Source organism: Caenispirillum salinarum AK4, assembly GCF_000315795.1.
GTDB lineage: Bacteria > Pseudomonadota > Alphaproteobacteria > Rhodospirillales > Rhodospirillaceae > Caenispirillum > Caenispirillum salinarum.
In genome coordinates, this window is record NZ_ANHY01000008.1 from 209,944 (window position 1) to 228,585 (window position 18,642).

At 70.9% G+C, this 18,642-nt stretch carries 17 protein-coding genes; 10 read left to right on the forward strand and 7 right to left on the reverse strand.

Annotation, left to right across the window (positions count from 1 at the left end; all coding sequences use genetic code 11):
* The first annotated feature begins 19 nt into the window (after window positions 1-19).
* Complete coding sequence (locus C882_RS10565) at window positions 20-445, forward strand: c-type cytochrome (protein ID WP_009540584.1); 426 nt, start codon at window positions 20-22, stop codon at window positions 443-445.
* A gap of 626 nt (window positions 446-1,071) precedes the next feature.
* On the opposite strand, the gene C882_RS25740 is transcribed toward C882_RS10565, so the two are convergent.
* The gene (locus C882_RS25740; RefSeq protein ID WP_322090747.1) at window positions 1,072-1,749 is read right to left on the reverse strand and encodes a cold-shock protein; all 678 of its coding nucleotides are present in this window, start codon (window positions 1,747-1,749) and stop codon (window positions 1,072-1,074) included.
* Window positions 1,750-1,844: 95 nt separating this feature from the next.
* Window positions 1,845-2,138, reverse strand: coding sequence for a DUF3572 domain-containing protein (locus C882_RS10575; RefSeq protein ID WP_009540586.1), 294 nt, complete (start codon window positions 2,136-2,138; stop codon window positions 1,845-1,847).
* A gap of 144 nt (window positions 2,139-2,282) precedes the next feature.
* Between C882_RS10575 and C882_RS10580 the strand changes: the two genes are divergently transcribed.
* Entirely contained in the window at window positions 2,283-3,044 is a 762-nt protein-coding gene (locus C882_RS10580) for a class I SAM-dependent methyltransferase (protein ID WP_009540587.1), read from the forward strand.
* Between the two features lie 23 nt (window positions 3,045-3,067).
* Here the strand turns inward: C882_RS10580 and C882_RS10585 are convergent, their stop codons facing one another.
* Together C882_RS10585 and C882_RS10590 are read right to left on the reverse strand one after the other, a co-directional pair.
* The gene (locus C882_RS10585; protein ID WP_152415285.1) at window positions 3,068-3,889 is read right to left on the reverse strand and encodes a hypothetical protein; all 822 of its coding nucleotides are present in this window, start codon (window positions 3,887-3,889) and stop codon (window positions 3,068-3,070) included.
* Window positions 3,890-3,961: 72 nt separating this feature from the next.
* Window positions 3,962-5,239 carry a DNA polymerase IV gene (locus C882_RS10590; protein WP_009540589.1) on the reverse strand — a complete coding sequence of 426 codons (1,278 nt, stop codon included), beginning with the start codon at window positions 5,237-5,239 and terminating at the stop codon, window positions 3,962-3,964.
* A gap of 346 nt (window positions 5,240-5,585) precedes the next feature.
* Between C882_RS10590 and C882_RS10595 the strand changes: the two genes are divergently transcribed.
* Together C882_RS10595 and C882_RS10600 are read left to right on the forward strand one after the other, a co-directional pair.
* Complete coding sequence (locus tag C882_RS10595) at window positions 5,586-6,413, forward strand: OmpA family protein (RefSeq protein ID WP_009540590.1); 828 nt, start codon at window positions 5,586-5,588, stop codon at window positions 6,411-6,413.
* Window positions 6,414-6,574: 161 nt separating this feature from the next.
* Window positions 6,575-8,449 (forward strand): polymer-forming cytoskeletal protein, encoded by a 1,875-nt coding sequence (locus tag C882_RS10600; RefSeq protein WP_009540592.1) that lies wholly within the window; start codon window positions 6,575-6,577, stop codon window positions 8,447-8,449.
* Between the two features lie 22 nt (window positions 8,450-8,471).
* Here the strand turns inward: C882_RS10600 and C882_RS10605 are convergent, their stop codons facing one another.
* Entirely contained in the window at window positions 8,472-9,230 is a 759-nt protein-coding gene (locus tag C882_RS10605) for an SDR family NAD(P)-dependent oxidoreductase (protein ID WP_009540593.1), read from the reverse strand.
* Between the two features lie 188 nt (window positions 9,231-9,418).
* Here C882_RS10605 and C882_RS10610 point away from each other — a divergent pair, with 188 nt between their 5' ends.
* The 6 genes from C882_RS10610 (at window position 9,419) to C882_RS10640 (ending at window position 17,936) form a co-directional block, all read left to right on the forward strand.
* Window positions 9,419-9,781, forward strand: a complete 363-nt coding sequence (locus C882_RS10610) for a DUF883 family protein (RefSeq protein ID WP_009540594.1) — start codon at window positions 9,419-9,421, stop codon at window positions 9,779-9,781.
* Window positions 9,782-9,925: 144 nt separating this feature from the next.
* Window positions 9,926-10,093 (forward strand): DUF1328 domain-containing protein, encoded by a 168-nt coding sequence (locus C882_RS23980; RefSeq protein WP_009540595.1) that lies wholly within the window; start codon window positions 9,926-9,928, stop codon window positions 10,091-10,093.
* Between the two features lie 170 nt (window positions 10,094-10,263).
* Complete coding sequence (locus C882_RS24640; RefSeq protein WP_152415286.1) at window positions 10,264-10,815, forward strand: hypothetical protein; 552 nt, start codon at window positions 10,264-10,266, stop codon at window positions 10,813-10,815.
* 115 nt (window positions 10,816-10,930) lie between these two features.
* On the forward strand, window positions 10,931-13,903 hold the full coding sequence (locus tag C882_RS23180; RefSeq protein ID WP_152415287.1) for a PAS-domain containing protein: 2,973 nt from the start codon (window positions 10,931-10,933) through the stop codon (window positions 13,901-13,903).
* A gap of 71 nt (window positions 13,904-13,974) precedes the next feature.
* Window positions 13,975-15,963, forward strand: coding sequence for a response regulator (locus tag C882_RS23185; protein ID WP_052000123.1), 1,989 nt, complete (start codon window positions 13,975-13,977; stop codon window positions 15,961-15,963).
* Between the two features lie 92 nt (window positions 15,964-16,055).
* Entirely contained in the window at window positions 16,056-17,936 is a 1,881-nt protein-coding gene (locus C882_RS10640; protein ID WP_009540599.1) for a sensor domain-containing diguanylate cyclase, read from the forward strand.
* A gap of 217 nt (window positions 17,937-18,153) precedes the next feature.
* On the opposite strand, the gene C882_RS10645 is transcribed toward C882_RS10640, so the two are convergent.
* Together C882_RS10645 and C882_RS10650 are read right to left on the reverse strand one after the other, a co-directional pair.
* Window positions 18,154-18,372, reverse strand: coding sequence for a hypothetical protein (locus tag C882_RS10645; RefSeq protein ID WP_009540600.1), 219 nt, complete (start codon window positions 18,370-18,372; stop codon window positions 18,154-18,156).
* Between the two features lie 51 nt (window positions 18,373-18,423).
* The gene (locus C882_RS10650) at window positions 18,424-18,639 is read right to left on the reverse strand and encodes a hypothetical protein (protein ID WP_009540601.1); all 216 of its coding nucleotides are present in this window, start codon (window positions 18,637-18,639) and stop codon (window positions 18,424-18,426) included.
* Between the last annotated feature and the right edge of the window lie 3 nt (window positions 18,640-18,642).

An 18,642-nucleotide genomic window follows, 5' to 3' on the forward strand; every position in this document is an offset into this window, starting at 1 on the left:
AGAATCTGGAGGAGACACCATGCGCAAGAGCACCCTGTTCGCCGCGGCCGCCGCGCTGGCCGTCGGCGCCGTCACCGCCACCGGCGCCCATGCCCAGGACGGTGACGCCGCCAACGGCGAGAAGCTGTCCAAGCGCTGCATCGCCTGTCACACCTTCGAGAAGGGCGGCGCCCGCAAGGTCGGCCCCAACCTGTGGAACATCATGGACCGCGGCGTGGCGGCGTCCGAGGACTTCAACTACTCCGACGGCCTGACGGCCGCCGCCGAGAAAGTGGAAAGCTGGGACGACGAGGCCATGATGGCCTACCTGGAGGACACCACCGCCTGGCTGCGCGAGGTGACCGGCGATTCCGGCGTGCGGTCCAAGATGACCTTCAAGCTGCCGAAGGAAGAAGACCGCCGCGACGTCATCGCCTACATGAAGACCCTGAGCGAGGGCAGCTGACGACGGTGCCTTACGTGCCGATGGTGGGGATGTGAAACACCAAGACACCAAGACACCAAGGCTTTCCGGCTGCGCCGGAATGTTTATGCGAGGGAGCCACGGGCTCCCTCGCGCTCCCTCAATTACTTATTCATCATCATTTCCGGCAGTCCGAGCAGCGGGGCCGACCGGCTGACGTTGGCGCGCCGTCGCGCACTGTCTTTGACGACGGCGGTTCCGTGTCTGCCGATGGTGGGGATGAGAAACTTCAAGGCACCAAGACACCAAGGCTTTCCGGCTGCGCCGGAATTGTTATGCGAGGGAGCCACGAACTCCCTCGCGCTCCCTCGACTACTTTCACCACTTCCCGAAGTCCGGGCAATGCGGCCGACAGAAGTATGATGGCGCGCCGTCGCGCGCTGTCTTGGTGCCTTGGTGCCTTGGTGTTTCAAAAAACACCGACGCCAGCCGCTTAAGCCGCAGCCCCGCCGTCAGCACACCGGCTTGGTGTCCTTCGTGTCTTGGTGGCTATCCCCGCACCCCGCCAGCCACTGATGCATCACGAAAAAAACGGCCGGCCCCTCGCAGGACCGACCGTTCTTCATCTCAGCACGTCGCGCGGCTGTCGCCGCCGGGCTGCGAAGGGATCAGGCAAGCTCGATGCGCTCGGCCTGCGGACCCTTCTGGCCCTGGCTGATGGACAGCTTCACGCGCTGGCCCTCGTTCAGGCCCGCAAGGCCCGAACGCTCCACGGCGCGGATGTGCACGAAGATGTCGCGGCTGCCATCGTCCGGAGTGACGAAGCCGAAGCCCTTCTCAGTGTTGAAGAACTTCACCGTGCCCTCGGCATCGCCGATAATCTCGGGCTTGGGACGGCCGCCGCCGAAGCCGCCGCGACCGCCGCCGAAGCCGCCACGGTCGCCACCGAAGCCGCCGCGGTCGCCGAAGCCGCCGCGATCGCGGTCGCCGAAGCCGCCACGGTCACGGTCGCCGAAGCCGCCGCCAGCGCTCGGCTGGCCCATCTCGATGACGGAGATGACGGAGTCGACCTGCATGCCCTTGTTGCCGGGACGCACGGTGCAGCTGATGACCGAGTTCTCCGGAAGGGCGGACAGGCCGGCGCGCTCCAGAACGGAGACGTGCAGGAAGGCGTCTTCACCGCTCTGCTCCGTCTTCACGAAGCCGAAGCCCTTCGACGCGTTGAACCACTTGACGGTCGCCTGCGTCGGCGTACCCGTGACTTCGTCGTCGTCATACCGCGACCGGCGGCCCATGCCCGACCCACTGTGACCGGGAAAGCCCCCGGAATCTCGATTCCACGCCATGGTGTTCGTATCCAACTCAAAGATGCGCGCGTCCCCTTGCCGACGCGGCCAAATCAAATTCACGCGGGTGGGATGCAACGGACGCGAAAAACCGGCTACCAGTCTTCCGCCGTTGATCCCGGCAGGCCCATCCGGGCCCGCATGGGGGCTTCGGGCGAAAGATCACTGGCGTCGGCAAAGGCGATCACCAGGGACTCGTCGGCCAGAAGGAAGTCCAGAACAGCGCCCAGAACCGCGGGGTCCTGCGCGTTTTCCTTTAGCTCCGCCGGAGCCATGCCGGTCAGGGCGAGGAAACGGTCTATCAGGGTGTCGTCCGACGCGATATACGCCAGGGCCTGAAGCCCCACCGTCGCCGCATCCGGCTGAACCGTCTTCGACAAACGCTGCATGCGTGCCGAAATCCCCTGTAGACCCATCTTCGTCCTGGCCCCGACAAAAACCGGCGCCCACGCATCATATAGCACGGCAAGGGACGCCGCGCATGGGGGAAACATGTATAATTCCGGGCCGCAGTTCATTTTTTGGGGGCGCGCATGGACATCCTTACCGCCTTTGGTCGCGCCGCTACGACCTACGACGCCCAGCGCCGCATTCTGATACCCTGCTTCGACGCCTTCTACAGCGCCGTTCCGGCCATCCTGTCACCCCGGCTTGCGCCCGATTCGGGGCGCGGGCGTCGGGTGCTTGATCTGGGCGCGGGAACCGGCCTGCTGGCGGCCGTGCTGCTGGCGCGCTATCCCGGCCTCGCCGTCACGCTGGTCGACGGCAGCCCGGACATGCTTGAACAGGCGGGCCGGCGATTCGCGGCGCTCGCCGCCGCCGATGGTCCTGCGGCCGGCGCTTCGCCCGCCGTCACCCGCGTCGTCGGCGACTATCGCACACTCGACCTGCGGGCGGGCGGGCCTTGGGACGCCGTCGTCTCGGCGCTGTCCATCCATCAACTGACCGATGCGGAGAAGGAGGCCCTGTACGGCCGCATCCACGACGCCCTGGCGCCGGGTGGTGTCTTCGTCAACGCCGATCAGGTGGCGGCGGCGACGCCTGCGCTGGAAGGGCGCATGGCCCTGGATTGGGAGGACACGGTGCGCGCCGCCGGCCTGCCCGACGCGGAGCTGGCCGCGGCGCGGACGCGCATGCTGCACGACCGCTGCGCCACGGCCGAGGCGCAACTGGACATGCTGCGGCGGGTGGGGTTCCGCGACGTCGACGTGTGGTTCCGGGACCGTCAGTTCTGTGTGTTCTCTGGCACGCGGGCGGAACCGCCGGCGGCCGTTCCGCAGCCGGAGTCGTGGTAGCGCCGGCGTCGGCAGGCGGCCGCTCAGGCCAGCAGGTTCCAGCCGTCCAGCAGGGCGCCGTCTTCGGCCTCGATGCGGTTGAGCAGGACGCTCCCGTGCCCGCCGTCGTCGGCGTGGGTGCCCGATGCGCGGTCGCCGGCATCGATTCGCGACAGCAGGTCCAGGATTTCCTGCGCCCGGCGCAGGGCCTCGAAGGCGCTGCGGTGCAGGTTGGTGGTGGGCGTGCCAAGCGGCGCCGACTCGGCCAGCAGCGTGGCCCGCATGGAGCCGTTTCCGTTCCACGGGGCCAGGCCCTGCCGGTCCTCGCCGCTTTCGGCGGCCGCCCGGCGTGCTGCGGCACGGGCCGCTTCCTGCGCGTCCTGCACCGCGCGCGCGGCGGCGGCCGCGGCCATGGCATCGGCCACCGCCGCATCGGCATCGGCGGCGCTGCGCAGCGCGTCGCGGATGGCGCCGGCCTCCATCTTCACGGCGCGGGCGATGGAGCGGGCGCGTTGCGCGTCGCCGCTGGTGGAGGCGGCCTGAGCTTCCAGCATCATCGCTTCCAGGCGCGTGCGCGACAGGGCAACCCGCTGCGAGGCCATGCCATCCGGTCCGCCGTCGCCGTTGGCGCCCCGTCCGGCCGGTGCGGCGGCGGCGGCCGGCGCGGGGGCGGCACGGCCCGGCGCGGCGGGCGCGCCAAAGCGGTCGGAACCGGCGGACATGCCGCTTCCGTTGGCGAGCCGCGTTGCAGCGATCCTGGTCTGGTCCTGTGTCGCCTCTCCCCGCGGGATCGCAGCGTCCGCAACACGCGGTGGTGCGATGTCCTGGGACGGCGGCACGACCGGGGTGATGAGGTCGGTTTTCATGGGCTTCTTCCCGTGCCGCGGGATGACGGTCTAGTCCACCCCACGCTAGAGTAGCACCATGTGGGTATTGAGTCACCCATCCGGTTCGGCGTCATCTCCGCCGAAGGATCGGCGGCCGATGGCGTCCGTGCCGAACCGATCGCGCACGGTGTCGATGGCCCGTTCAGCCCGCACCGCGCGCGCTTGAGCGGTGTCGAACAGGTCGGGCGGGTCAGCGCGCGCCGGGTCGCACAGGTCGGCCACGCCGATTCCGATCAGCCGGAAGGCGCGTCCGTCCGCTTCCCGCGCCAGCAGGGGGCGCGCATGGCGCCAGATCGTCTCCGCCATCTGGGTGGGATCGGGCAGACGACGGCTGCGGGTCAGGGTCTGGAACCGCGCGGTCTTGAGCTTGAGCACCACGCTCTCGCCTGCCGCGCCGCTTTTCTTGCAGCGTGCCGCCACCTTTTCGCACAGCGGCCACAGCCGGCGTTCCAGATCGGCCAGGCTGGCGATGTCGGTGTCGAACGTAGTCTCGGCGGAGATGCTCTTGGCCTCGCGGTGGGGTGTGACGCGGCGCGGGTCCGTGCCGCGCGCCCGCTGCGCCAGGGCCCGTCCCAACGCCCCGAACTGTTGCGCCAGGCGCGTTTCCGAAACGGCCTGAAGGTCGGCGATGGTCTTGTACCCGGCCTGGAACAGCCGCCGCGCGAAGGCCTCGCCCACGCCGGGAATGTCGCGCACGGGGCGGGGCGCCAAAAAATCCCGCGCCTCGCTCCGGCCGATCACGGCGAATCCCTCGGGCTTGTCCAGGTCCGAGGCCATCTTGGCCAGGAACTTGTTGTAGCTGAGCCCGATGGAGATGCCGATGCCCGCCTCCTCGCGCACACGGGCCTGGATGCGCGCCAGGATCGCCGCCGCCGATTCCCCGAACAGGTCCTCGCATCCCGACAGGTCCAGGAAGGCCTCGTCCAGCGACAGGAACTCCACCAGCGGCGTGTAGGTCTCGAAGATGCCGCGAATCTGCCGGCTGACGGCCGCGTACTTCGGCATGTCGGGGCGCAGCACCACGGCGTCGGGGCACAGGCGCAGGGCCTTGTACATGGGCATGGCGCTGTGCGGGCCGAAGCGCCGCGCGATATAGCAGGCGGTCGCCACGACGCCCCGCTGCCCGCCGCCGATGAGCAGCGGCTTGTCGCGCAGGTCGGGCCGGTCGCGCTTTTCAATGCTGGCGTAGAAGGCATCGCAGTCCACATGCGCGAACGTCAGCGAGAACAGCTCGGGGTGCCGGGCCAGCCGCGTGCTGCCGCACGCCGGACATGCGTCCACGGCGGCGGGAATCTCGGTCAGGCAGGCGCGGCAGAGGGACTGGCTCATGGTGGGCAGTGCCGGCGGCGGACAATGGGCATTGATGGAACAAAGCGCGAAACCGTCCGCGGCGCAAGGGCGGGGATCGCGGCGGCGGCTTCCCGCTGGCCGCCGCGGCCATCCGCTGCCGCAATCCGAACGACGTATATTTTTCACGACCTTTCGGACGAGCCGCGCTTGACCTTGCTTTGACGGGCATTTAACAACGGAAGGTCTCGGTTTGCGGGTGGTCACTGCCGGCCGCCCGCACCGCGACCCACCAACGATGCGTGGAGCCCCGAACGTCCGCAGGGGGGCGCGAACGGGCAGGCGACACATTCGGGCAGACAAGACGCAGCGAAGGACACCACGATCCATGTTCAAGAAGGCTCTTCTCGTCAGCGTTTCCGCCGGTCTTCTCACGGCGTGCGCCAGCAACTGGGACGTCGAGGGGGCGCGCGGCCTGCAGCCGCAGGGTGGCGCGTTCGAGACGGCGCTGTACGAGGGCTATGTCAACCTGGCGGCCGAGGAGCGGGCGGAATACGACTGGGACGACGCCGCCGCTTTCCTGGACAAGGCCCGCGCCGCCGCCGCCGGCCAGACCGTGCTGCCCGACGCCGTTGCCGACCGTGACCTGCCGGCCGGTGCGGTCGACGAGGTCGCGGCCGCCCGTGCCGCGCTGCTGGCCGAGCTGGACGGCGGCGACCGCCAGGCCATGCCCGCCGTCGCAGCCGATGCGCAGACCGCCTATGACTGCTGGGTGCAGGAGCTGGAAGAGAACATCCAGCCCGACCACATCGCCGCCTGCAAGACCCGCTTCGACGCCGCCATGAAGGCTCTGACGGCCGTGGTCGAGGCGCCGGCCGTGGACGGCGACTACACCGTCTACTTCCCGCTGGGCCGCGCGGTGCTGGACGGCGAGGCCCTTGCCACGCTGAACAAGGTCGTCGCCGACTGGCGCGCCGCCAGGCCGGCCCGCATCGTCGTCGCCGGCCACACCGACACCGTCGGCCAGCCCGTGCCGAACCTGCTGCTGTCGCAGAAGCGGGCGGAGGCCGTCGCCGACTACCTGAACGACAAGGGCATCCCCACCGCCGACCTGGCGCTCGAGGCGTATGGCGAGGAACAGCCGGCCGTGGCGACCGGCGACGGCGTCACGGAAATGCGCAACCGCCGCGTGGAAATCACCTTCTCGGGGTCCTGATCGCCGCCACTGCGGTCTTCCGCCTCAAGAAAGACGCCGCCCCGGCTCCGGCCGCGGGCGGCGTTTTCCATGATGGCCGGCGCCGCCTGCGCACGCGATCCCTGGCATCCACGGCCGAAAGCGGTATACTCGCCTGAATCCATGTGGAAATCAGCGCGGCCATGGCAGTCAAGCAGGCATCCTTCTTCGCGCCCGACCTGACGGTAATCGGGACCGTCCATTCCCCCGGCACCCTCGAGATCGAGGGGGCGGTGAAGGGGGACGTCGCGGTGGCCGACCTTGTGGTGGGGCCGCAGGGGCGCCTGAACGCGCGGGTCGGTGCCGGCCGTGTCGCTTCGGCGGGTACGGTCGCGGGGACCATCAAGGCGCGCGCCGTCAACTTCCTGCGCGGCGGCATCTTCCGGGGCGAGGTCGAGTACGAAGCCCTGACCATCGATCCCGACAGCGACGTGGAATGCCGCATGCATCCGGTGGAGGAGGGCAGCCCCCGCATGGCTGTCCTGCCGCCCGTGCCGGAGGCGATGTTCGAGGTGGGCGGCGGCCGCGCGCGGGCGGAAACCCTGGGCGCGGCCTCCGCCTCCCGGATGCGTCGGGTGCCGCCGCCTCCGCCGCCGCCGCCTCGTGCCCCGATAACGTCCGTGGCGCCGCCGCCGCCGCCCGCCAAGCGGCCGCCGCCGCGCCGCGGCCTGCTGTGGGGCGGCACCTTCCTGTCCGCCATGCTGCTGGGTGTGGCCGCCGCCGCCCTGCTGAGCGATCCCATCGGCCGGCAATGGGTGGAGGCGGCCGTGTCCGACGGTCGTGCCTGGGTGGCCCGCGTGGTTGCGCCGGCACCGGAGCCCGAAACCGCGGGATCGGCCGGAGGCGGGGCGGTTCCGCAGACCCCGGCCGCCGCGCCTGGTCCGGAGCAGACCGCGCCCGCGCCGACGCCTGAACCATCCAGCGGTCCCGACGTGCCCGCGCCGCTGCCGGCCGTGCCCGCCAATCCGGCGCCCGCCGCCGAGGCGCCGCCTGCTGCCGAAACACCCGCCGTCGAAATGCCGGCGGTGGGTGGCAACGACGATCCCGCACCGGCGCCGCAGGCCCCGGTGGTGACGGAGTCGCCAGCCCCGGCCGTTCCACTGCCGGAGCGTCCGCCGGCAGCCTTCCGTGCGCCTGCCGTTGGCGATGCCGCACCGGCCGCTCCCGCCGAGCCCGATCCCGTGCCTGCGCCGACGCTGGATGCGGTGGCGCCCGCGCTGGAGCCGCCGGTGCTTGAGGTGCCGCGCGCCGGTGATGCGCCGGGCGTGGACGCTGCGCCCCCTCCGCAGGCCGACACCGCGCCGTCGGCGCCGGAACCGGCCGCGCCGGAAGCCGCAGATCCGGCGGGCACGGCCTCGTCCGCCGAAACCGCGCCGGCCCCTGTGATCGAGGCCGCCGATCCCGCTGCTGCACCCGCGGAGGAAGCCCCGGCTGCGGTCGCCGCACCGTCGCCGGCCGAGCCGGCACCTGCCGCCGCGCCAGAGGCGGCGCCCATGGCCGACTCGGCTGCCGACCCCGCACCGCGCCAGCCGTCTGCCGAGGGCGTGGCGCCGGAACCGGCCGAACCGGGCGAGCCGGTCGAACCGGCTGCCGCCGCGCCCTTGGCGCCTGCGGCTGAGCCGGTGGTCGACGAGGCGTCGCCGGCTCCTCAGCCCGAGCCCAAACCCGCCGCCGCGTCCGAGTCGCAGGCCGCCCCCGATCCGGGCGCGGCCGCGGAGCCCGCTGCCGCGCCCGGGGCAGGTGCTGCCGCCCCGCCCCGCCCGGTCGCCAAGCCCGAGGCGGCCGCGACCGCGGAACCGGCGGTTCCGGCCCGATTGGCCCCGCCCGTGACCGAGCCGGAGCCCGCTCCCGCCGCGCCGCCGTCCGAGCCGGTTGCTCCCGCCGCGCCGGCCCGCCCCGCGGCGGGGATCCCCGCCGACACCGATCCCGACGGGGACGGCTGCGTGTGGGTGGTCCAGTGCACCGAGGACGGGCCGAACGGCGGCAAATGCGTGTCCGTCCGGGAGTGCCGCGAATAGCGGAAGCAGCGCCCGCCGGGCCCTACAGCGACGAGACCAGGTGGCCGCCGTCCACCGGCACGACGGCGCCCGTCATGAAGGCGCTGGCGTCCGAGCACAGCATCAGCAGCGGCGCGTCCAGGTCGCTCATGCGGCCCAGGCGGCGCTGCGGAATGCGCTTTATGAGCTTCTGCCCCGCGTCGGTGGCGAAGAACGCCGCGTTGATGTCGGTCTCGATGTAGCCGGGCGCCAGGGCGTTCACCCGCACGTCGTCGCGCGCCAGCTCCAGCGCCAGGGCCTTGGTCAGGTGGATCAGGCCCGCCTTGCTGGCGGCGTAGGACGCCACCGCGCCCGCCGGCCGCAGCCCGACGATGGAGGCGATGTTGACGATGGACCCGGCGCGGCCTGCGGCTTTCATGCGGGCGGCGGCCTCCGTCGCGACGTGGAAGGCGCCGGTCAGGTTGGTGTCCAGAACCGTCCTCCAGTCCTGCGGCGACGTTTCCAGCGCCGGTGCCGTCTTCGCCAGTCCGGCGTTGTTCACCAGCACGTCCACCACCGCGCCCGTGGCCGCCTCCGCGGCTTCGAAGGCGGCGGTGACGGAGGTCGGGTCGGTGACGTCAAGCGGCACGGCGTGGGCGCGACCGGGCCCGATTTCCTCCACCGCCTCGGCCAGCTTCTCGGTGCGGCGAGCGGCGAGCACGACGGTCGCGCCCGCCGCCGCCAGGACGCCGGCGAAATGCCGGCCTAGGCCGCCCGACGCGCCGGTCACCAGCGCAACTTTGCCGTCCAGTCTCAGGTCCATGCCGATCCTCCCGTTCTTGTTCCTGTTGGTGGGCCGAGCATGGTCCGAAGGCGGGCGGCTGCGCGTCAAGCGGCGAAGTGGCGAATGCCTCGTGCGGTGGAGGTTGCAGCGGATGAGGTGTCCACTGCGTTGAAAGGCGAGACGGATTTTCCGGTTTCCGGCAACCCACCGCATGAAGGAGGACATTCATGGCCGAGGCCAATCAACCCGCCGCAGCCCAGGGCGCCACGGAAGGAACGGCACGCGCCCGCGCGGAGTCCGATGTCGACCGCCTGAAGTCCGACATGGACGCCCTGCGCAAGGACTTCGCGGCCCTGACGGAAAGCCTGAAGGACGTCTCGACTGCGCGTGGCCGGTCCTACGCCGAGCGCGCCCGGGCCACCGCGGACGACTACCAGCACCGGGCGCAGGCGACCGCCGAGGAATACCAGGCGCGCGCCCGTGCCGGCCTGGAACAGGCGCAGGCGACCATAGAGGAACGCCCCATGACCAGTGTCCTGGTCGCGTTCGGCATCGGCCTGCTGCTCGGCAAGATCCTGGACCGGGACTGAGACGCCGCCACGGCCGGTGTCGGCAGGGCCGTGCCCGAGGGGCACGCCCCTGTCGCCGGCCGTGCAGCGGGCGCGGCGGCCCGGGACCGCAGACGTTCCATCAACCAAGAAAAAGGGCAACAGCCCGGTCCGAAGGAGGACGACATGCTTTACTGGGCCCTGATCTTCTTCATCATCGCCATTATCGCGGCGGTGTTCGGGTTCGGCGGGATCGCCTCGGCCTCGGCCGGCATCGCGCAGATCCTGTTCTTCATCTTCCTGGCGCTGCTGGTCGTATCGCTGATCGCCCACTTGATCCGCGGACGGCGGTAGCCGATCGGATAATCCGACAGGGCAGCTTGCGCTTTCAGGAGGTTTTCCGGGTATACTGATGGTTCACGCCCGGGCAGCCGGCTCCGCGCCGCCTGCTTGCGACGTGGAACAACAACGGGTTCGACATGGTTGTAGATGTTGGCCCGACATTCCCGCGAGGACCCCGCCTGATGACCGCGTCGCTCCCCGACGGTTTTATCTCTCTCGTCGAATCCTGCCGTCACGCGGCGCACCGTTACCACGGTGCCGCGCGGGTGGTGGGCGACCCCGGTCTTAGACTCCAATTCAAGCATCTCGCCGCCGCCCGTCACGATCTCGGCGACTCTCTCGGCACCGTCGTCGGTGTCGCGCCCGTTGAGGCTCCGATCACGATGATCGACGAGGGTGGCGCGGTCCCCTTGCCGTGCGGCGACGCACGGACGTTCGGCTCCGGCCCGCGCTCCTGCGTCGACGCCGGCGGTCGCGTGCCCCTTGGCGGCGAGGAGGAGCCTTCGGTCCTGAACCACGGCGAACTTCATGCCCTGGTTCAGGCGCTGCGGCAGAACGACGAGGCCATCCTGGGCGACCTCCGACGGCTGCGCACCGGCGGGGCCGCGGACATCGCGGCCGAGATCGCCGACGCGCTGGACCGCGCCGTCGAAACGCTGCTGGGCGACCTTGAGAAGATGCGCATCCTGGAAGACCTGGCGCGTACTCCGCCGCAGGCCGTCGGCCCCCGCTGACACGCGACGCCAGCGCGACCGGCGCCCCACCTACTCCGAAAGTCTTGCTCCCGCCGAGCCTGCGCGGCACCCTGTCGGCACCGGCCCGTCGTGCCGGACGGAGGGACCACGACCTATGCGAGACACAGATGCCATGGCGGCCCCGAGGGGCGTGCCGGGCCTGGACCTGCGCGCCCGGGGGCTGCTCGCGCCGGCGCTGATTCTGGCCGCCGCCTGCGCCGCCGCCAGCACGTCGGCGGTGGCGGGACTGGCGTGGCCGGCGGTCGCCGGGCCGGCCGTTGCAGCGGTCGGGGCGGTGTGGGCCCTGGTGCGCCGCGCCCGGGCGGCGGAACGGGCGCTGACCACTGCCGCCGCCGAGGTTGGTGCCGCCCGCGCCCGCGTGGAGCAGAGCGCCGACCTTCAGGCCCACATGCTCGATGCCGTGGAGTCGGTGTCGGAAGGCTTCGTGCTGTTCGGGCAGGACGGCCGTTTGATCCTCTGCAACGAGCGCTACCGCCGCGCCTATCCCGTGCTGGCGGACATTCTGGAGCCCGGCATCACCTTCGACGCCCTGCTGCGCGAGGCCGCCCGCCGCGGCGCCCGGGGAACCGACGACGAGGGCCCCCTGGAGACCTGGGTGGAGCGCCGCCTCCGGCGCCACCTGGATTCGCGGGAGCCGGCCGACGTCCGCCTGTCCGACGGCCGGTGGTACCGCATCAGCGAGCACGCTACGGGCTCGGGCGGCGTGGTCAAGGTGCTCATGGACATCTCGGAGTTGAAGCGCCACGAGCAGGACCTTGCCGAATCGACGGCGCTGCTCCAGACGACACTGGAAAGCATCACCCAGGGCATCGCCGTCTTCGACGATGCCCGCCGGTGCGTCACCTGGAACACGGTCTTCCCCCGCCTGACGGCCGCCGATCCCGATGCGCTGCAGGGCCGGGCCTTGTCGGACATCCTGGGGGCGGAACCCCTGGTGCCGCTGGATGCCGCTGCCGAGGCATGCGAGATCACAGCCGGAGAGCGGCGGTTGGAAGTTCTCGTCACGCCCATGCCCACCGGCGGCAGCGTGGCCACGGTGACCGACGTGACTGAGCATCGCCGGCACGAGGCGGTGCTGACGGAACTTGCCACCGGCATATCGCGCCGCCGCGGCGGCGACGGGACGGGGGACTTCTTTCCCGACCTCGCCGACAGCCTGGCGCGCGCCCTCGACGTGGACGGCGCACTGATCGCCGCGCTGGAGGCCGATCGGCTGGTGCCCGTGGCGGCGGTGCGCAATGGCCGTCCGGTGGAAGTGGCGCCCCGCCCGCTGGCAGAGACCGCGTTCCGCGGTCTGTTCCGCCAGGCCACCGGCGCGGGGGGCGGCGAACCGCTGCCCGAAGAGATGCCGGCGCGGCTGGCCGACTGCGCCATGGCGCGGGACCTGGAAGCCGGCGGCACGCTCGTGCGGGTGATCCGCGGTGGCTCCGGCCGCCCCATGGGGCTTGTGGCCGCCGTGCACGGAAGCCCCATCGAGCCCCGTGCCGGCGGGCGGGCGCTGCTGGACATCTTCGCCGCCCGCGCCGCCGCCGAATTGGACCGCCAGCGAGCCCTGGCCGCCCTGCGCGACAGCGAGGCCCGCTACCGCCATCTGGTGGAGCGGGCGCCCTATGGCATCCTCATGACGCGCGGCGACAGGGTGCGCTTTGCCAACGCCGCCGCCCGGGCCGTTCTTTGCGACGACTCGCCGCTCGGCCAGTCGCTCGCGGACCTGCTGGGGGATGAGCCGCCGCCGCCGGTGGAAGAGGGCGCGGGGGCCGGCGTCGAAGCCATGGTGGAGCGGACCTTGCGCGGCGGCGGCCGGGCGGAGCGGCATCTGCTGGTGGGGCGCTACCCGCTGGCGCAGGAAGGGGGCGACGCGACGCTGGTGGTGCTGGCCGACATCACCGACCGGCGCTCGGCCGAACTGGCGCTCCAGCAGGCGCAGAAGCTGGATGCGGTGGGACAACTGGCCGGCGGCATCGCCCACGAGTTCAACAACATGCTGACCGCCATCGGCGGCTTCGCCCGCATGGCCCAGCGCCAGGTGGCCGAGACGGCGCGGGTCGAGTCGTGCCTGGCGGAGGTGGTCAAGGCGTCGGACCGGGCGGCCGCGCTGACCGCGCAGCTTCTGGACTTCAGCCGTCAGCGCGGTGCCGAGCAGGCCGTGGTCATCGACGTTGTGGATACGGTGCGCGAGCTGAAGAGCTTCCTGCGGCCCGTCCTGGGCGAGACCGTGGACCTGTCCATCGTGCCCAGGGTGGACGCCGCGCGGGTGGAGGTCGACCCCGCCCGGTTCACCCAGGCGGTGGTCAACCTGGCGATCAACGGCCGCGACGCCATCGCCGAGGCGGGGGGCGGCGACGGCCGGTTGGACATCGCCATTGACGTGGTGGATGCCTCGCGCGACGGCGGGCTGCGCGACCGGCTGCCGTCGCTGCGCGGGGAGCGGTTCGCGGTGGTCGAGGTGACCGACACCGGCACCGGGCTCGATGCCGAAACGGCGACGCGCATTTTCGAGCCCTTTTTCACCACCAAGCCCCAGGGCAAGGGCACGGGACTCGGTCTGGCCATGGTCTATGCCCTTGCGACCCATGCCGGCGGCGCTGTCGAGGTGGAGGGGCGCCCGGGCCAGGGCGCGCGCTTCCGGCTCTACCTGCCGGCCGTGGAAACGCCGGCGGAAACTGCCGTCTCGGGTGGGGCGGTGTCGGTGGTCGACCTGTGGGGCACCGCGCTGCTGGCCGAGGACGAGGCGCCCGTGCGCGACTACCTGCGGCTGGTGCTGGAGGAGCATGGGATGGAGGTGGTCTCCTGCGCCGACGGCGAGGAAGCCTTGGACGTCTGGCGCTCGGAAGGAGAGGGCATCGACGTGCTGGTCAGCGACATGGTCATGCCGGGCCTCGGCGGACTTGACCTGGTCCGCGCGATGCGGGAGGACAACCCTCATCTGAAAGTGGTACTTGTTTCGGGGTATGCCGCCGAGGCGGAGCACCGGCTGGCCGACCTGGGAGAGGGGGTGACCTTCCTTGCCAAGCCGGTCGACCCCGACCGCCTGCTGACCGCCGTTCGCGCGGCTCTGGACGCCTGACGGCCGGCGGCGGGGCGCGACGCCAAGCAAAAAGACCCGCGACGGCGGGCCAGGAGGGATTGGACGGACGCATGAGCAGCCAGACGCAGACCGCCGGCGGGCCCACGGCCCCATCCGCGGCACCGGCCGGCTTTGACGCCGAGGCCGCGCCGCTTTGTGAACGTGTGGACGACCTCTATCAGCCGGCGGCGCGCCTTCTGGCCGGGCGCCTGCTGGCGCCGTTCCTCGAAGGCCACCACGCCACGCCGACGGAGCTTCTGCACTCGCCGACCCTGCAGAAGCATGTGGAGGGCGATCGCCACTGGCAGGGCGCCCTGCAGCGGGCCGCCGACATTCAGGCCAAGCAGCTGGGCGTCAAGCCGTCGGAGCGGATCGGTACCCTGACAGCCCTGGCCACCAAGGCCCAGAAGCGCACCCGCGCCCGCATCCTCGAGAAGAAACCGCCAGAGGCCAGGCCGGGCGCGTTTTCCGATCAGGTGGCGGCGCTGCGGCAGGCGGCGGGCGACGTGGCCGAGGCGGCCTTCCTGGCCGACAGTGCGCTGACCCAGTATCTCCAGGGCGGGCGCGACTGGGGCGAGAAGGCCGAGCGCATCCTCGTCCTCTGCGAAGCCGAGAGCCTGTCGGCCGAGGCCAAGGCGCGCGTCGACCAGGTGCTGGGCGAGGTGCTGCGCGCCGGGGGCGCCATCCACGACGTCTGCGAGCGCGTCGACCCCATCAACATGGTGCTGGAGGACCTTCTGGTCATGGCGGGCGTCCTGGCGCCCGAGACGCCGCTGCTGGAACCCGATCCGCCGGGTGGAAGGGCGCCGCCGGAGCGAACCCGCATCGACCAGGTGCTGCGTCTGCGCGCAGTGCTGGCCGACGAGGGCATGGAGCAGGCGCGGGCCGGCCTCATGGCGGCCCTGCACCGCGAGCTGGCGCGCCGCGACCGCCTGCTGCCGTCGGTGGCCGGCGACGCCTATGGCGGCGGTCAACTGCTGGCCGAGCTTCAACTCATCAGCCGCCTTGCGCAGGCGCTGAAGCCGGGCGGCCATGCCTTCCTGGGCGGTCATGCCACGGCAGACGCGATCGAGAAGCGGGTTGCCCGCATCGTCTCCACCGGAGCCCTGCAGGACATGCTGGCGGGCAAGACGGTGCTGGAGAAGGTCGAGACCCTGTTCGACATGCAGAAGATGGTCTTCGGCGCCTACGCGCGGAAGATCGTCGAGGAGTACCTGCGCAGCTTCCTGGAGGACCGTGACTTCGCCGGCCGGCTGCTCGACAGTTCCAAGACGCGCCTGCGCAAGCTGCGGTCGGTGGCCGACGTGCAGCGCCGGGTGAAGGAGTCGCTGTTTGCCGCCGAGGAGCGGATGAACTGGGCGACCATGCTGGACCAGGTGCAGTTGACGTTCATCCGCACCAACCACGTCTTCGCGCCCTTCGAGAAGGACAAGCCGCCGCCGCAGAAGGTGCTGGAGACGCTGGACCTCTGCGCCGAGGGAGCCTTCACCGAGGGCGAATGCGTCAAGCGGGCGCGCGCGCACCTGACCCGCTATGCCCAGCGTCCCACCGTCATCCGAGAGTTCCTGTCGGGCGCCAGCGACAGTGCCGAGGGCGCCAAGCGTCTGGCGCTGCTGGGCGAAAAGATGCGCGCGGCCGGCGTGCCTTTCGTCGACGTCACCCGCATGCGCGTCATGGTGGTGGAAGATGAGGAGGCCTCGGCCAGCTACATCCGCATGGTGCTGGGCGATATGGGCGTTTCGCAGATCACCAGCGCCGAAGACGGGCATCAGGCCCTCGACCTGTTCGCCGAGCAGGACGATGCCTTCGACCTCGTCATCTCCGACTGGATGATGCCGCGCATGTCGGGCATCGATCTGTTGAAGCAGGTGCGCAGCACCCATTCCAAGCTGCCGTTCCTGATGGTCACGGCCCTTGCCACGCAGCCGGCGGTGGAGGAGGCCATGGCCCACGACGTGACGGCCTACATCGCCAAGCCCTTCCCGCCCGAGCAGCTGGAGGAAAAGGTGATGGTTCTCATGAACCGCGGCCACCGGGTCCACGAGGGCCGCAAGGGCTGACCTTCGGCAATGGTCGGCACGGGAGAGAGGCTTTGTTAAGGTCCGGGCCTTATGGTTGTGGCAGTTTGATGAAGGACGGCCTGGGGAGACGGATGACGGGACGCGCAATCGCCTGGAGCGCCTTGGCGCTGGCTGCCTGCGCGACGTTGTCCCTGGGCTTGTGGGCGCTGGACCGGGACGGCCGCGCCGAAGCCGTCAAGAACGCCTTCGAACTGACGCGCGCCCGCGTCGCCGTGGCCGACGCCCGCGTCTCCGGCGCGCTGGGCGAGGTGTCGCAGGTTCTGCGCAGCGTCGAGGACTACCTTCGCGTTCTCGACCTGCCGCAGCGCCTGGGGCAGGAAGACCAGCTTTTCATCGCCTCTCGCGCTGCCGACCAGGAAATCACGCGCGAAATGATCGTCGTGTCGTCGGCCGGCGAGATCATCGGCCACTCCGGCATGGCCGTGCCGCCCGTCATCAACGTGTCCGACCGGGACTACTTCCGGAACTTCGCCGACCGGCGGCCCGAGCGGCCCCTGTTCGTCGGGCGCCCCATCACGTCGCGGACGACCGGGAAATGGGTCATCCCGGTGGCGCGGGGCATCTACACGGAGGCCGGTTTCTTTGCCGGCGTCGTGGCTGCTGCCGTGACGCCGACGGACCTGCTGCGCATCCTTCCGGACGCCGGCACGGCGGGCGGCACCGCCGTCCTGGTGCGCGAGGACGGCATCGTCCTGGCGCGTGAGCCGTCCAACGAGGACTACGTGGGGCGCGATGCCTCTGACGCGCCGCTGTTCACCCGCTATCTTCCCGCCGCGCCGGAAGGGTCCTTCGCCACAGTTTCGCCGCTGGACCAGCGGGAACGGCTGGTATCCTATGAATACGATCCCGAGTGGGGCACGGTGACGCTGGTGAGCGTCGGGCGCCCCGAGGTCCTGGCGACGCACGACGACATGACCGGCGCCTATCTCATGATCGGCGGGATGGGCAACGCGTTGATCGTGCTGCTGTTCGCCATGGTCTACCGGCAGACCACGCGCCGGCGGCGGGCGGTGGATGCCCTGGTCGAAAGCCGCGCCGCCCTGGCCCGCCTGAACGAGGAGCTGGAAGCCCGGGTGGTGGAGCGCACGCTGGATCTCCAGCACAGCGAGGCGCGCAGCCGTGCCTTCATGGACGCCGCCCACGACGCGGTCATCGTCACCGACCAGGACGACAACATCCTGGAATTCAACCCGGCGGCCATGCAGGTGTTCGGCTATTCCGACTGGCAGGTGGCCCGCCTGCGGTTCAGTGACCTCGTGCCGGATTACGATCCCGGCCGGCCCGAGGATGCGGTGGCGCGGCACGCCGACGGGCATCTGTTCCCGGCGGAATGCTGGGCCGGCGAACTGGCCGGCGATGCCGAGGCCGGCAGCATGGTGTTCATCATCCGCGACATCTCACGCCGCAAGCGGGCCGAGGCCAAGCTTGTCGAGCTGGCGACGACGGACGGACTGACCGGCGCGTTGAACCGCCGCGCCTTCATGGAGCGCACCACCGAGGCCCATGCCCTGGCGCGCCGGCACGGGCGCCCCTTCTCCCTCGCCATGATCGACGCCGACCACTTCAAGGCGATCAACGACACCCACGGCCACGAAGCCGGCGACGCCGTGCTCAAGGCGCTGGTGGCGGCCATTGGGGGTGAACTGCGCGAAACCGACGCCCTGGGACGACTGGGCGGCGAGGAATTCGCGGCCATGCTGCCGGAAACCGACCACGCGGGGGCCGCGGTCGTGGCGGAACGGGTTCGCCTGGCGGTGTCGGAGACGCAGGTTCCCTACGCGGACACAGTCGTGACCTTCACCGTAAGCCTGGGCGTGGCCACGGCGGATGCCGAGACCGTCGAGACGCTGGAAGGGATTATGAAGCGGGCCGACGATGCGCTTTACGCCGCCAAGAGCCAGGGGCGAAACCGCGTGATGACGGCCAGGCCGCGGCAGGAAACGGCGGTCTGATACCGGACGACACTCGAAAACATACACTTGTTGTCCGGCAAGGCCGACTGGCCGCCGCGCCTTATGGCGCATGAGCCAGCGTAGCGCGTGATCGCAGCCTTGTTGATTTCAATCATCGAGGCGTACGAGTGCCGCAAGTGACGCCATCATGCACGTCAACGTGCGCGTCGGCGTCCGAAGCCTGCGCGCGACACGACCGCCGTCCGTCGCGCAGGCATCACACCACGATGTTCAGGTAGGTTCCGCGCGGGGCGTTGCGGTCAAAGGTGACGCCGTCGATCCGCACGTGGTTGCGGTGGCGCGGCCGGTCGTCGGGCGACTCGCGCTCCTCGATGGAGTCCCAGAAGGCGGAGGTGGAGGCGCGCCGACGGTCGCGGGCCCCCGAAACGGGTGCCCGGCTGGCGGGGCTTCCTCCGACGCGGCCGGGTCCGGCCATGGTTCAAACGTCCTTCCGGTAAAGCAGACGGCGCCAAGCACCGGCGCGGCGTCAGGCGACCGTGTTCACCTGCGTGCCGCGACCCTGCTCGGCGTCCATCAGCGCGCGGGTCTGTGCGACGGACTCGGCCACCGCCTCCACCTGCGCCAGGGCCGACTGGGTGGCCGACTTGACCATCTTCGTCGCCAGCTGGCCCTGGACCTGCTGGCGGATCAGTTCGCCGCGCTCCTCGGCGCGGTTGACCATGTTCAGGCTGTCGATCGACATGGT